This window comes from Halobacillus sp. AWM4_238 (genome assembly GCF_056158265.1).
Genome location: NZ_JBSWSY010000002.1, coordinates 2,760,089 through 2,774,338, shown reverse-complemented (window position 1 = coordinate 2,774,338; position 14,250 = coordinate 2,760,089). Strand labels below are relative to the sequence as shown.

At 45.7% G+C, this 14,250-nt stretch carries 13 protein-coding genes; 11 read left to right on the top strand and 2 right to left on the bottom strand.

The window, feature by feature from the left end; genetic code table 11:
* Positions 1-10 precede the first annotated feature (10 nt).
* The 7 genes from ACXACN_RS13835 to ACXACN_RS13805 all read left to right on the top strand — a co-directional run bounded on the left by ACXACN_RS13835 (position 11) and on the right by ACXACN_RS13805 (position 7,319).
* Positions 11-1,201, top strand: coding sequence for a M20 metallopeptidase family protein (locus ACXACN_RS13835; protein WP_474965222.1), 1,191 nt, complete (start codon positions 11-13; stop codon positions 1,199-1,201).
* Positions 1,198-2,268 carry a homoserine dehydrogenase gene (locus ACXACN_RS13830; RefSeq protein WP_474965220.1) on the top strand — a complete coding sequence of 357 codons (1,071 nt, stop codon included), beginning with the start codon at positions 1,198-1,200 and terminating at the stop codon, positions 2,266-2,268. The genes ACXACN_RS13835 and ACXACN_RS13830 overlap by 4 nt, the downstream gene beginning before the upstream one ends.
* Positions 2,265-3,704 (top strand): aldehyde dehydrogenase family protein, encoded by a 1,440-nt coding sequence (locus ACXACN_RS13825; RefSeq protein ID WP_474965218.1) that lies wholly within the window; start codon positions 2,265-2,267, stop codon positions 3,702-3,704. The genes ACXACN_RS13830 and ACXACN_RS13825 overlap by 4 nt, the downstream gene beginning before the upstream one ends.
* Positions 3,705-3,782: 78 nt before the next feature.
* A complete protein-coding gene (locus ACXACN_RS13820) occupies positions 3,783-3,989 on the top strand; it encodes a hypothetical protein (RefSeq protein ID WP_474965216.1) in 207 nt (68 codons plus the stop codon).
* Between the two features lie 733 nt (positions 3,990-4,722).
* Complete coding sequence (locus tag ACXACN_RS13815) at positions 4,723-5,496, top strand: CAP domain-containing protein (RefSeq protein ID WP_474965214.1); 774 nt, start codon at positions 4,723-4,725, stop codon at positions 5,494-5,496.
* A 66-nt stretch (positions 5,497-5,562) separates the two neighbouring features.
* Positions 5,563-6,258, top strand: a complete 696-nt coding sequence (locus tag ACXACN_RS13810; protein WP_474965212.1) for an SGNH/GDSL hydrolase family protein — start codon at positions 5,563-5,565, stop codon at positions 6,256-6,258.
* Positions 6,259-6,332: 74 nt separating this feature from the next.
* On the top strand, positions 6,333-7,319 hold the full coding sequence (locus ACXACN_RS13805) for a Gfo/Idh/MocA family protein (protein ID WP_474965210.1): 987 nt from the start codon (positions 6,333-6,335) through the stop codon (positions 7,317-7,319).
* A 47-nt stretch (positions 7,320-7,366) separates the two neighbouring features.
* Here the strand turns inward: ACXACN_RS13805 and ACXACN_RS13800 are convergent, their stop codons facing one another.
* Positions 7,367-7,732, bottom strand: a complete 366-nt coding sequence (locus ACXACN_RS13800) for a winged helix-turn-helix transcriptional regulator (protein WP_474965208.1) — start codon at positions 7,730-7,732, stop codon at positions 7,367-7,369.
* Between the two features lie 16 nt (positions 7,733-7,748).
* A complete protein-coding gene (locus ACXACN_RS13795; protein WP_474965206.1) occupies positions 7,749-7,946 on the bottom strand; it encodes a hypothetical protein in 198 nt (65 codons plus the stop codon).
* Positions 7,947-8,295: 349 nt separating this feature from the next.
* Between ACXACN_RS13795 and ACXACN_RS13790 the strand changes: the two genes are divergently transcribed.
* The 4 genes from ACXACN_RS13790 (at position 8,296) to ACXACN_RS13775 (ending at position 14,245) form a co-directional block, all read left to right on the top strand.
* Positions 8,296-9,999: an ABC transporter ATP-binding protein gene (locus ACXACN_RS13790; protein WP_474965204.1), complete on the top strand. Its 1,704-nt coding sequence runs from the start codon at positions 8,296-8,298 to the stop codon at positions 9,997-9,999.
* Complete coding sequence (locus ACXACN_RS13785; protein WP_474965202.1) at positions 9,996-11,813, top strand: ABC transporter ATP-binding protein; 1,818 nt, start codon at positions 9,996-9,998, stop codon at positions 11,811-11,813. Before ACXACN_RS13790 ends, ACXACN_RS13785 begins: the two co-directional genes overlap by 4 nt.
* Positions 11,814-11,868: 55 nt before the next feature.
* Entirely contained in the window at positions 11,869-12,768 is a 900-nt protein-coding gene (locus ACXACN_RS13780; RefSeq protein ID WP_474965200.1) for a vanadium-dependent haloperoxidase, read from the top strand.
* Positions 12,769-13,789: 1,021 nt separating this feature from the next.
* On the top strand, positions 13,790-14,245 hold the full coding sequence (locus ACXACN_RS13775) for a cupredoxin domain-containing protein (RefSeq protein WP_474965198.1): 456 nt from the start codon (positions 13,790-13,792) through the stop codon (positions 14,243-14,245).
* The last annotated feature ends 5 nt before the right edge of the window (positions 14,246-14,250 follow it).

Here is a 14,250-nt window from a genome sequence, read left to right as displayed (position 1 = left end):
AGGGGAGGATGTGAAGACCGAAAAGTCAGACCTCGTCATGCGCTCGAACCAGCTTTTTGATCGTTTGTCGGGGTGGCGGAGGGACTTCCACCGCTTCCCTGAACTTAGCTTTCAGGAAAAGCGAACGAGTGAAAATGTGGTAAAGATATTGGAAAGCTTCCACATGTTTGAAATTGAAAAGAATGTTGGAGGCTTTGGGGTCGTCGCTACTCTCAGCCATGGGGATGGGCCTGTCGTGGGAATCCGTGCGGATATGGATGCCCTTCCCATCATGGAAACCTTGAACGTTGATTGGGCCTCGCAACAAGCAGGTGTGATGCATGCGTGTGGTCATGATGCGCATATGGCCATCTTGCTCGGCATCGCGCAGTTGTTGGCTGAAGACGCAAGAACTGGACGTTTTCAAGGAACGGTCAAACTCATCTTTCAACCAGCAGAAGAAAGTTGTGATAGCTCAGGGGAAACGGGAGCCATGAAAATGCTGGAGTCAGGCAGACTGGAAGATCTGGATGCTATCCTCTCTCTTCACATGTGCCCCTGGAGGAAGTACGGCAGTATTCAGTGGAATGACGGACCGAGTATGGCGAACAATGATGAATTTCATTTGAAAATTCACGGAAGCGGGGGCCATGCGGGATATCCTCAGCATGTCAAAGACCCCATATGGATGGCGACTTATGTGTTGCAGGCGTTGTACAGTCTGAATGGTCGTAAAATAGATCCACAAGATGTCGGGACAATAAGCGTCGGGCAGGTGCACGCGGGGGACGCCAACAATGTGATTCCAAGTATGATTGAGATCAAAGGCACCCTAAGATCCTACAAGGATGATGTAAGAGAAAAGTTATGTACGGAAATCCATCATGTGGCCAACGTTGTCACAGCGCTCGGCGGAGATTATTCACTCCACATTCAGCGTGGTGAACCCTCTTTAATCAATGATCCCAGAATCAACCGTATCATAAGGGAGGCGGCAGATGGTTTGGATATGTATGAACAGCCCTTTGGTATGGGGAGCGAAGACTTCAGTCATTTCACTAGAAAAATGCCAGGGGCGATGTTTTTTCTAGGTTGCGGTCTGAAAAGGGAGCGGAGTCTTCATCAGTCAGATTTCGATATCGACGAACGCTCATTGCCGGTCGGTGTGAGCGTGCTTTTGAAAAGTGCTTACTTAATACTTGAGCGAGGAGGAGTCCATTGAGTATAAAAATAGCCATGATTGGATTCGGTGGTGTAGGTCAGGCGTTTGCAGAAATTGTGGAAGAAAAACATAAAGAACTTCAACAAAACTATGGACTGGATGTTGAAATCGTGGCCGTATCGGATGTCATGAAAGGATCTGTTTACCAGGCGGACGGCTTAAATATTCCGAAGTTACTGGAGTGTGTCAAACGGACGGGCTCTGTGGAGTCCTATTCAACTTCCAGTCAAACCACTTTTGGCTGGAGCAGCATAGAAACCATAGAGAAATGCCACGCCGATGTCATTATTGAAGTGACCTACACGGATGTCAAGACGGGAGAGCCTGCACTCACTCACTGTCATCGAGCTTTTGAAACAGGAAAAAGTGTGATTACGACAAACAAAGGCCCAGTTGCCCTCGCATATCAAGAATTAACCGAAAAAGCCGATCAACATGATGTGTTTTTCGGATTTGAAGGAACGGTCATGAGTGGGACGCCGGCGCTAAGGCTCCCACTAGAAACCTTGGCTGGCAATCAAATAAAAGAAATTAAAGGGATATTGAATGGTACGACCAATTATATTCTTACAGCTATGGAGAGTGGAATGACATTGAATCAAGCGTTGGAAAAAGCTCAAGCTCTCGGTTATGCAGAGGCCGACCCTACGAGTGACCTTGAGGCATACGACGTCAGATATAAAGCGGCTATATTATCCAACCATGTTTTTGGTGTTCATCTCGATCCGAACGAAATTTTCTGTGCAGGAATCACAGGACTGACCGTAGACGATATCAGAGAAGCGGAAAAGGAAGGTGAAAAATGGAAGCTGCTTGCACGCATATCTCAAGATAACGGAAAAGTGAAGGCGACTGTCCGCCCCGAGCGGATTAAACGAGAGGATCTCTTGGCGGGTGTGACCGGTGCAACGAATGCGATCGTCTATGAATGTGATTTGTCAGGTCCGATCATGCTCACAGGAGCGGGGGCAGGGTTAAAGGAAACGGGATTTTCTTTATTGATCGACCTGATTCATTGCCACAAGCAGAAACAGGAATCCAAAATCGGAGGAGGAAGCCATTCATGACGACGAAGGTGCAGAGTTATAAAATGTTAATCGGGGGAGAATGGCGAGAAGGTCTGCGCAGCTTTGATGTATGCAACCCACAGAACAATGAAACCCTGGCCACTGTCCCCTCCGCCACAAAAGAAGAAATGTTGGAAGCCATTGTAACGGCGGATGAAACGTTTCGAATGAGAGACCCTCTTCCCACTCATGAAAGGGTCCGCATTTTAAGTAAAGCTGCTGATCATTTGGAGCTAAACCACGAAGCATTCGCTGCAACCATCGCTTGTGAAGGCAGTAAGACCATTACGGAAGCTCACTCAGAGGTTTCACGAGCGATTCAAACGTTACGAATTAGTGCGGAGGAAGCAAGGCGGTTAAAAGGAGAAACCATCAACTTTGATCAAAATCCCGGCAGTGAAAAAAGAGTTGGATATTATCAACGGTATCCTGTGGGGGTTGTAGGAGCCATCACTCCATTTAATGACCCTCTCAATTTAGTCGCACATAAAATTGGCCCAGCCATTGCTGCAGGGAACGCCATTGTAGTCAAACCAGCTTCAGCTACCCCTTTAAGCGCATTGAAGCTTGCAGAGGCCTTTGTAGAAGCTGGACTTCCTGAGGGTTATCTCTCCGTCGTTACTGGGTCAGGAAAGGAAGTCGGAGATACACTGATCAAGCATCCAGCCATCAAAATGGTTTCTTTTACAGGGGGATCAGAGGCTGGAGAAGCCATCACGAGGAAAGCTGGAACGAAGAAAATAAGCATGGAGCTTGGGTCGAACTCCCCGGTCATCGTTCTAAATGATGCGGATGTTTCCAAAGCTGTCCATGCTTGTTGTTCGGGTGCTTTTTCAGCGGCCGGACAAAATTGCATCGGTGTTCAAAGAATATTTGTAAGCGAAGAAATTTTTCCTGAATTCATTGATGGCCTGGTGGAAGCGACCGTAGCTCTGAACGTCGGCGATAAAATGGATGAAAGAACAGATGTAGGCCCGATGATTAACGAGAAAGAAGCGATCCGTGTATCACAATGGGTGGAAGAAGCCATAGACAAGGGGGCGAAAATTGAAGCTGGCGGGACCCGTGATGGCTCCTATTATATGCCAACCATTTTGACCCATGTCCCACCGGAAGCCACAATCATGAGAGAAGAAATTTTCGGACCCGTCGTCCTTGTCAATCCTGTCGCTGATTTAGAGGAAGCAATTGAAAAATCCAATTCCGTCAATTATGGATTACACGCAGGAATCTTTACCAATGATATCAATCAGGCTTTCAAAGCCATAAGAAAAATGGACGTTGGTGGGATCATGATCAACGACAGCAGCGATTATAGGATTGATGAAATGCCGTTCGGAGGGACGAAAGGATCCGGGATTGGTCGTGAGGGGGTACGGTTTAGCATAGAATCCATGACCGAACAGAAAGTCATATGTTTCAACCTTGACGACTAGAAAAGCTTCCTCAACCCGTCTTTTTGTGTTTGTTAAACGTCTGGTGAGGGTACTCCTTCACAAAAGGAGGTTATGGTATTGGCACAATTTTATGTGAATCAAAACCAGCAGACGGGTGGCGAACACGAAGTGCATGTGGAAGGCTGTGACTTTATGCCTTTTGAGAAGAACTTATTGGAATTAGGCGGTCATAACGACTGCGCCAACGCACTCGAAGTTGCCCGAAATACTTATGATGAAGTGAACGGCTGCAAACACTGCTGCCCCGATTGCCACACCAAATAACATGCCCAAAAACCTGAACATCCTCAAACGGACTGTTCAGGTTTTTTAATTTATTAAAGTATATGGCAGTTTTCTATAAGACTTGATTTCGAGACTTTTGTGCTGTGGATCGGGGCTGCGGGGAATAGCTCGCTTTCCGCGGGAGCGCGGTGAGCCTCCTCGGACTGCGTCCTGTGGGGTCTCACCCTGCACTTTTTTCCCGCAGGAGTCTCGCCATTCCCCTCCGCCCCTTTGCCATAGAAGATTCTCGAAATCACTTCTGGAACAATCAGCTTGAATGACTGAGGAGACTGAGGAAAGTAGATCATATAACCTCTCCACATCAGGCATTCAGAATTTATAAGCTTGATACAGAGCGCTTTAAGCCTGCCTTAGGAGGAGGAATGGGAGACACTTCCTCTAGGTATAGGGGTTCGTTTCTCCTTACTATGAAAGGGGTGGTTGGGAAGCTGCGAGACTCCCGCGGGAATGGATTGGCTGGCGAGACCCCACAGGACGAAGTCCGAGGAGGCTTGCCGTCATCCCCGCAGGAAAGCGAGTTGCTTCCCAACCACCCCTAACACCCAACACGGCAAACGACCCCCGGGAACATCTCGAAACTGAGTCTTCCACAAACGGGAGCTTTTGTTAAGTAAAGAGGAATTGGTGTGCTGAAATGGTACTTCTTCTCAGGGATATTGTTTGCTGTCATGCAAATAGTAAACGTGAAGATTAATCCTGAGGAGGATGCATGATGAAGAAAAAGTGGTTCATTTTATTCGCAGCGCTCATGATGATTGCCATGTTAGCTGCTTGTAATACATCGGAAGAACGCGCACGTGAAAGTCAGCGCAACAATTTGAATCAAGTTAGTTTTGGTCCGGAAGACCAAGGAATGCAGGGGGATGGAAATCAACCAGGAGATTTGACTCGTGGAGGAAACGGTCAAAATCGTTTCGATGCCAACATTCCTTTTGAAGGGATGAACCCAAATGGTACAGGAGCCATCCAAGGTCCGTACTTTTTTGATCAAGATGGTCGTTACACAGAAGGTCCACGAGGTGGGGACCAGGCGCAAAGGCAAGTCCCAGATCAACCGAATCAAGCCGATCAGAATCGTGATAATACTGCACGGGAGAGCGATCAGGCAAATGGCGATTTCCAACAACAGGTCATTGATTTGACGAACAAAGCTCGAGAGAAAAATGGTCTGAAACCTCTTAAGAATAGCAATGATGTAGAAGAAGTTGCTCAAACAAAATCTGAAGATATGGCGAAGAATGATTATTTCTCCCATACATCACCAACTTATGGAAGTCCTTTTGAAATGTTGAAGGAATTCGGTGTGGATTATTCTACAGCCGCTGAGAACATTGCTGCAGGGCAGCAGTCGCCTCAATCGGTTGTCGACGGCTGGTTAAATAGTTCGGGTCACCGTAAGAACATTATGAACAAGAGAATCACGCATATTGGTGTCGGTTATGCAGAAGACGGCAATTACTGGGTGCAGATGTTTATTGCAAAATAGGTGGATGTGACGCTTGGTTTTCATCAGGCGTCATGTTTTACATATAAATCGAGGCAGGGGAAAAGAATGAAGAATTTATGGATCCTGGTCATGGTGTTCGCTATCTTTCTGGCACCTTCTGACATAGCAGCATTTAAAGAAGAAAGATTGGTTGCCATCGGCGACTCGATTCCATTTGGGTATAATTTGGACAACAAAAATGAAAACCCTCCAAAAGGATCGTTTCCGTCTTTAATTGGTATGAAAAAGGATATAGAAGTGACCAATTTAAGTATTCCCGGCCTGACATCTGATGAACTGTTAACAGCCGTTCAAACCAATGATATCTTCAGAAAGAGTCTGAAGGACGCAGATTATGTCATCGTGTATATAGGGGGCAACGATTTATTGAACGTCGTCAAAAAGAATGGGGGATTGGATGGCTTAAAAATGGAAGAGGCAGCCCCGGTCATAAGAGATCTCATTTACAATGTCTATTCGACGATTCTTGAAATTGAGACTTTAACGAAAGGGAAAGTTCTCGTCTACAACATATACAATCCATATCCTGCTGCGGGTGACCAGTTAAGCACCCCGCTCGCTTATATTAACCAGCAATACGCTTCCCTAATCAAGCTGCTAAAACACTTTGCATCCGTCACCCTTGTTGATGCTTATAAGGCCTATGATGGGCACCCTGAATACATCATTCAAGGGGATGTTCATCCAACGCCTAAAGGCCAACAGGTCCTGGCTGAACTAGCTTTGAAGCACATGGACTAAGTCAAACTTGTGTGTGGGTGTTTCTTCCAAGTTTCATGTATAATGAGGGTACGTTTTTCTTGGAGGTGTCTTACATGGTTAAATTCGGAATTATAGGAACCAATACGATTACAGAAAAGTTTATCGACGCAGCGAAACAGCATCCTCGTTTTACATTGCAGGCCGTTTATTCTCGCACAGAAGAGAAAGCAGCGGCTTTTGCATCAAAACACGGTGCGCATGAGACGTATACAGACATAAAAAAGATGGCATCCAGTTCCAATGTGGATGCAGTTTATATTGCGAGTCCTAACGCCTTCCATGCGGAGCAGGCGAAAGCAATCATGAAAGAAGGAACGCATGTCTTATGTGAAAAACCGATGGCTTCCAATCAACAGGAGATCGCTTCCATGATTGAAGTAGCAAAAGAAGAAGGTGTCCTGTTAATGGAAGCCGTGAAGTCTACATTGATGCCGGGCTTCCTGAGCATACAGGAACACCTACATAAAATAGGGGAAGTGAGACGCTTTGTCGGGAACTTCAGTAAGTATTCCTCTCGTTATGATGCCTATAAAAGAGGAGAGGTACTGAATGCTTTCAAACCGGAACTGTCAAACGGCTCTCTGATGGATCTTGGCATTTATGGAATTTATCCGATGGTCGTATTATTTGGAGCCCCCAACCATGTCCAGGCTAATGCCGTGTTTTTGGATTCTGGTGTTGACGGACAGGGCAGTGTGGTCGCAGCTTATGATGGGATGGAAGGAGTGGTGATGCACTCTAAAATTGTTGATTCCCATGCACCTTCGGAAATTCAAGGTGAAAAAGGGACCCTACTTATCCCGAATATTTCTGAACCGAAAGATATAAGAATTATTTACAGAGATGGTTCAGTAGAAGAACTTTCTTTTGAAGATGAGTTTTCACCTATGTATTATGAAGCGGCTGAATTTATCAGACTGATGGAGAAGGAAAAAGATCGGTCTGAGAATAATTCGTTGGAGCATACGCTGATCACAGCGAAGGTCATGGAGGAAGCTCGCAGGCAGATCGGCCTGGTTTATCCTAACGATCGTTCTTAGGGTCCTGCAGAAAGAGGCACTTGTTTTTAGGATGTGCCTCTTTTTTTCTATTGTTCTTTCAGTTGATTTGATACGTCCGAGAGGCTCTCTTGCTGGTCCATCCTTTGCTTATGGTGAACCCCCCAGTGGTTCATCTTCTCCAAGAATGAGACCGTTGTTCGTCCGTAAGGGGTCACGTGGTACTCTACTTTGGGAGGCACGGTTTCATAGTCGATTCGTTCAACTAAATCTTCCTGGATGAGTTTCTTTAACTCTCTGGCGAGGATTCGGGAAGAGATATCTCCATCAAGGGACCGACGCAGTTCATTGAAACGCAGATGATTTTCGTGGATTAGTTTCCAAAGAATTAACCCTTTCCACTTTCCGCACACGACTTCAAGAGTGACATCAAGGCCGATCCCATCTTTCTTCATCTGCATACACCTCGCGTTATTTTTTTGTAATTTGCTCTTTTTTTTGCATGGCTTTTTCGTAACCTTCCAATATTCCTTGGGCATAGACTTTGTTCAAAACTGTCATCGTCTGTGGGATGACGTTTTCTTCTTCCAATTCCGGGACCTGGTTTAGCAGGTCTACGAGTTCTAGCAATTCTTCAGAAATGGGAAAAATCGGTTTTATGTCGTCCATAAAAAGGATCACCTTCCTGTTCGTTCGGGAAAATACTGTGAATATTATTTTATTTGCTTTTTATAAAGGTAACAAGTACTTACATATTTGTTCGTGTTCACTGCCTATTATGACGTAAAGTAGTGTAAATAATCAATAAGTAAGTCCGTGTTTTTGGCTCAATGGCGCGATTTTCAGAGGGGTTGTTGTTATACAAAAGTTATACCGATATACCTTTATTTGCCGTTTTCTGTATAACGCAACCACACTCTTTTCTGGAGTTATGCATAAGCATCACGTTCATCTAACTGGATGATGTTTCCATCTGTATAACGGGGCTTCGTATCGATAAACGTTTGGAGGATTTTGTATGCGTACGATTTTTTCTTATACCCTACCTTATAAAAAGTCTGCCTGGATCGCACTTTCTCTTATGTTCATAGAATTATTGGTTGAGCTGTCCCAGCCCATCCTCATGGCCAAAATCATAGATGACGGCATCATAGCGAAAGACTTCAATACAGTTCTGCTATGGGGTGGCATGCTCTTAGGTTTGTCTTTGCTCGCCTTTACGGCAGGTGTAACCAACTCTTTCTTTGCTGCCGACCTTAGTCAAGGTGTGGGTTATGACCTGAGGAAAGATTTATTTTCAAAAGTTCAACAGTTTTCGGCTCGTCATTTTCAACACATGACGACCCCGAGCCTGGTCACAAGGATCACGAATGATGTGATTCAGATTCAAAACCTGCTATTCATGTTTGTCAGAATTGGGCTCAGAGCTCCACTTTTCATCCTTTTTGCTTTAGTGATGACTTTTACGATCGACATAGAACTTGGATTCCTGCTACTAGGCAGTGTACCTGTATTTTTATTATTTTTATTCTTTCTTCTTACAAAAGGGGTCAAGTGGTTTAAGAAAGTTCAGCAAAAACTCGATGGCCTTAACACAATCATTCGGGAAAATATAGCCGGGATCCGATTAATCAAGGGGTTCAACCGAAAAAAACATGAAGAAGAGAGATTTCAACAGGCGAACGAATCATTGGTTCTTCAGAATAAAAAAGCCTTGTGGCTCATGGAGGTGGCCATGCCTGTTGTCATGTTAGGGATGAACATCGTCATCCTGGTCCTCCTTTTTGTTGGTGCACAAATCCTTAGCTTTGCGGGTGTGGAAGCTGGTGAATTGGTTGCCATCATCAACTATGCGACAAGAATTTTATTCACCTTCTCTGTTTTTACGTTCCTGATCATGGTCATCTCGCGAGGGCAGGCCTCAGCTGAAAGGATTGCAGACGTTCTGCATCAAACTACGGATGATGATACATCAGGCGAGGCCAAAGATTTGGACGGTACGGTCCGCTTTTCTGATGTCTCTCTTCAACGGGGAGGATCCGTTGTCCTTAAAAACTTGAACTTCCATGCGGGGCCAGGAACCACTGTCGGCATTATTGGGGAAACAGGTTCAGGAAAAACATCTTTGCTTCATTTAATACCCCGATTGTATGAAAAAAATGCGGGTCAACTCTTTTTGGATGGGGTGGAAATTGAAAATCTCCAGGTGAAAAATATTAGAAAACAGATCAGTCTTGTCCCACAAGAGGTGCATTTGTTTTCAGGTACGGTCAGGGAAAACATTGCCTGGGGGAAAAGAGGAGCGACACATGAGGAGGTTGTGGAAGCGGCTAAACAGGCGCAAATTCATGATTTTATTAAAGCGTTGCCAAATGGTTACGAGACACAAATCGGCCAGAGAGGTATTGTCTTCTCTGGTGGTCAGAAACAGCGTCTCTCTATAGCGCGGGCTCTGGTGCGTAAGCCCAGGATTTTGATTTTGGATGATAGTACAAGTGCCTTGGATGCTCATACCGAAAAGAAGCTTTTAAGCACTCTCGACGAACAGCCCTGTACGGTATTCATTGTTGCGCAAAAAGTCAGTTCCATCCAAAAGGCTGACCTCATATTGATTCTTTACCAAGGGGAGATTATTGCTCAGGGCACGCATGATGAATTGCTTCAGCAAAGTAAATATTACGCTGAAATCCATAAATCTCAGCAGGAGGGGGTGACGTCATGAGGGGAGATACTAAACCAAGGGTAGGGCATGCTCAGGGGATTGGTTCAAAACCTCCCAAAGTAGAAAACGTCAGGGTTACACTCCGTAGAATCTGGGGTTATATGGCCAAGGAAAAAGTGAGATTTACGATCGTAATGGCAGCCATACTTATCAGTTCTTCCTTATCTTTGCTGGGTCCTTATCTTCTAGGGCAGACGGTTGACATGGTTATAGAAGATCCTACATCTGACACGCTCCTAAACATGTTGGGCATCTTGTTTCTTGTCTACTTGTCTTATTCGCTTTTTTTATGGATGCAGAATTTTTGGATGATCGGCATTGCTCAAAACTCGGTTCGATTAATGAGGTCCCATCTATTTTCTCACGTACAACTACTGCCCGTTCGCTTTTTCCAAAAAATGCAACAGGGAGAGTTGATGAGCAGGCTCACGAACGATATTGAAAACGTAAGCCGTACCTTAAACACAGCAGTCGTACAATTCTTTACAAGTTTATTGACAATCATCGGTACATTGATCATCATGTTTTGGTTAAGTCCCATGCTCACATGTCTGACCCTGACCATTGTTCCTGTCATGTATTTTGGGATGAGGTGGATCACAAATCGCACCGGTCCTTATTTTAAGGAACAGCAAAAGGACCTTGGCAAAGTTAATGGCTATGTAGAGGAAATGTTCTCCGGTCAGCCGATCATTAAAATGTTCTCCAAAGAGGATGATGTCATCGATGAGTTTCGAGAAAAAAATAAAGCATTGATGAAGTCCGGCTACTATGCACAAGTGTACACAGGATTTATTCCTAAACTAATGAACATGTTGAATAATGTTAGCTTCGCAATTATCGTCGGAGCAGGTGGGCTGCTGACTCTAAACGGCTCAATATCCATAGGAATCATCGTTACGTTTACGACTTACTCTCGTCAGTTTACTCGTCCATTGAATGATCTAGCCAATCAATTTAATATGATCCTCTCGGCAGTAGCAGGCGCAGACAGGGTCTTCCAAGTCATTGATGAAAAGGAAGAAAGACTGGATGAGAAGAATGCCCATGACATTTCGAATATTCAAGGTGATATCCGATTCGAGCAAGTTCATTTCTCTTATGAAGAAGAACAGCAGACGCTCTCAGATATTACCTTTGAAGCGAAATCAGGTCAAACGGTAGCTCTCGTTGGCCCTACAGGGGCAGGGAAAACAACAATTATATCTTTGCTGTCACGTTTCTACGACCCGGACTCAGGACGGATTCTGTTAGATGGAGTCGACTTAAAAAGTGTGACAAGAAACAGTCTACGAAACCAGATGGGTGTCGTACTCCAGGATGCCACCATGTTTCATACGACCATAAGGGAGAATATCCGTTACGGACGACTGGAAGCTTCAGATGACGAGGTCGAAGTAGCGGCCAAGTCAGCCATGGCTCATGATTTTATCACCCAATTACCGAATGGATACGAAACGGTCCTCGATTCCGATGGGAAAGGGGTAAGTCATGGGCAAAGACAGCTGTTGTCCATAGCTCGTGCCATGATTGCAGATCCATCTCTGCTCATTTTAGATGAAGCAACAAGCAGCATCGATACCGTGACAGAAATGAAAATAAATGCCGGGCTTGCAAATTTAATGCAAGGGCGTACGAGCTTCGTTATCGCTCACCGCCTTCATACCATCCGAGCGGCTGATCTGATTCTTGTTCTTAAGAGCGGAAGGATCGTGGAAAAAGGGAACCACCAGACGCTTATGGAAAAAGACGGTGACTATGCAGCCCTCATCCAAGCCCAGACTTCCGACCTGCATAAAAGAAGGTACGGGTAATCTTTACACCTCCGCCCATCTTCTGGCATAAGATGAGGAAAAGGGAGGGGTGACCATGTCACTAAATCAACCGTATCCTTATTGGACCGATTTGCCTTATGCTGGTGAAAGCCGCCCACCATTAGAGAATGAAGGGGTAGAGTACGAAGCGGGGAGATGGAAAACTTATTTTATTGAACACAGTCGCAGGCACGGGTTTAAAACGTTGGATGGACGCCCGATCCGACTAGCCATTAAGGATCCAAAGAACATTGACTTCTACAATGAATTGAAGGTAGTGAAAGAGACACTATCCCACCTGACAGAAGAGCAAAAGAAGATTGCGATGTACTGGGGAGAGGGGGCAGCCTCAAAACAATGGACACCCATTGTGGACCGTTTGATTGATACTTATGGTGTTGAAGCCCCCCGGGCTGCCCGTATGTTAGGAGCCGTTTTCAGCGGGATGAATGACGCATTTGTCGTTTGCTGGTCATTAAAATACCGCTGGCTCGTACCGAGGCCGAATCAATTGGACCCTCAACTGCGAACGGTTATTTGCACGCCCAAACATCCTTCCTATCCATCCGGACACGCAACCGTATCCGGGGCTGCAGAAGTTATCCTTAGCTACTTTTTCCCGGCAGAGCGCAGGAAGCTCAAAGCAATAGCGGAGGAAAACGCTCTCTCAAGACTTTACGCCGGTGTCCACTTTCCTTCGGATAATGACGAAGGTCTACGTTTAGGGAGACAGATCGGACGTATCGTCATTGAAGAGTTGAGAAAAGACGACATCGGTGGTAAGCCGTTGGATCTTCCATTTACGGAGTATCGAAATGCCGACATTTTACCATCTGATTATAGGCAGGTCATCCCTTTCCGATTTGACCATAAATGCGGCTCCCTGCTGCTCGATTCAGATGAAGAAGATTCTTCCTCTTACACCGAGTGGATCAACCCGAAAATATTCTACTAACCAAAAGAACCACGTCCCAGGCGTGGTTCTTTTATTCTTGTTTATAACAGGATTCTGTAAGACTCAATTTCGAGACTTTTGTGGGGGTTTAGGGGCTCCGGGAAAAGGTTCGCTTTCCGTGGGCGAGTGATGAGCCTCCTCGAGCTAACGCTCTGCGGGGTCTCATCTACCACGCTCTTCCCACAGGAGGATCACCGTTTCCCTCCGCCCCTTTGCTCTATGAGGTTCTCGAAATCCCTCTAACCGTAACCAGACGAGTTCTGTCATGAAGATTTGCTTATCCACGCTGTTATAGAGTCGTTTGAAACAATGGTCCATCACAAATAAAGCGAGGAAACAGGGTCTGGGAAACGTCCGCATGAAAACCGCATGGAGACACGAACGTGTGTGTCTTTCTACTGACGGATCCAAAACACTGCAAATCGTCGTTTCCCTGACCCCGTATCCATGGCCAGGAATTGTCATACTTTATTTCAACCAGACAAGGCTGCCTTTAAGCATGCGTGGTGTGTGCTCCCCGCGCTCCCACGGAAAGCGATCTATTCCCCTCCGCCCCTTTGCCATGGAAGATTCTCGAAATCACTTCTGGAACAATCAGCTTGAATGACTGAGGAGACTGAGGATGGATCATATAACCCCTTCACATCAGACACTCAGAATTTATAAGCCTGATACAAAACGCTTTATGCCTGCCTTAGGAGGGTGGGATGGGAGACACTTCCTCTAGGTATAGGGGTCGTTCTCCTTACTATGAAAGGGGTGGTTGGGAAGCTGCGAGACTCCCGCGGGAATGGATTGGCTGGCGAGACCCCACAGGACGAAGTCCGAGGAGGCTTGCCGCCATCCCCGCAGGAAAGCGAGTTGCTTCCCAGCCACCCCTGACGCTTAACCAGGCAACGACCCCCGGGAACATCTCGAAACTGAGCCTTCCACAAACGGGAGCTTTACTTTAAAAAGTAGACAAGTTTTCGGTGTCTCTTTGCATATAAATGAACGAACGAAAAAATAGGAGGGGTATGGCGTGGATGCGTGGATTTTATCTGCACGAAAAATCGGTTTACTTTTAGGTGCCATCATTATCGCTTTTGCAGCTTATTTCATAGGAAGTTTCTTCTGGAAAGGGGCCGTCTCGACCTCCACTGAGCCTGTGAATGGAGAGCCCCGAGTGATCAACATGGTGACAGGGGAATTTAAAGCAGAAACCGCTGATGGAAAAGAAATCGAAGCTTATCGTTGGGATCCGGGAACGATTTTCGTGGAGAAGGATGAACCTTTCAAATTGAGCATGTACGGCGTCAATGGAAAAGAACACCCGTTTTATATTGAAGGTACGGACGTCAAAGGCATGGTGGAGCAAGGAAAAGAGACAGTGGTAGATCTTCAGTTCAAAAAGGAAGGCATCTATCGTCTGATTTGCACAACCCACGCTGAAATCGCTTCTGATGGTCCAATGATTGCGTACATTGTTGTTGATTAAATGGC

Coding starts and splice junctions, on each gene's coding strand:
- ACXACN_RS13780 (WP_474965200.1), top strand. CDS start 11,869: ATGTCACTAAATCAACCGTATCCTTATTGGACCGATTTGCCTTATGCT.
- ACXACN_RS13790 (WP_474965204.1), top strand. CDS start 8,296: ATGCGTACGATTTTTTCTTATACCCTACCTTATAAAAAGTCTGCCTGG.
- ACXACN_RS13810 (WP_474965212.1), top strand. CDS start 5,563: ATGAAGAATTTATGGATCCTGGTCATGGTGTTCGCTATCTTTCTGGCA.
- ACXACN_RS13795 (WP_474965206.1), bottom strand. CDS start 7,946: ATGGACGACATAAAACCGATTTTTCCCATTTCTGAAGAATTGCTAGAA.
- ACXACN_RS13825 (WP_474965218.1), top strand. CDS start 2,265: ATGACGACGAAGGTGCAGAGTTATAAAATGTTAATCGGGGGAGAATGG.
- ACXACN_RS13800 (WP_474965208.1), bottom strand. CDS start 7,732: ATGAAGAAAGATGGGATCGGCCTTGATGTCACTCTTGAAGTCGTGTGC.
- ACXACN_RS13815 (WP_474965214.1), top strand. CDS start 4,723: ATGAAGAAAAAGTGGTTCATTTTATTCGCAGCGCTCATGATGATTGCC.
- ACXACN_RS13785 (WP_474965202.1), top strand. CDS start 9,996: ATGAGGGGAGATACTAAACCAAGGGTAGGGCATGCTCAGGGGATTGGT.
- ACXACN_RS13805 (WP_474965210.1), top strand. CDS start 6,333: ATGGTTAAATTCGGAATTATAGGAACCAATACGATTACAGAAAAGTTT.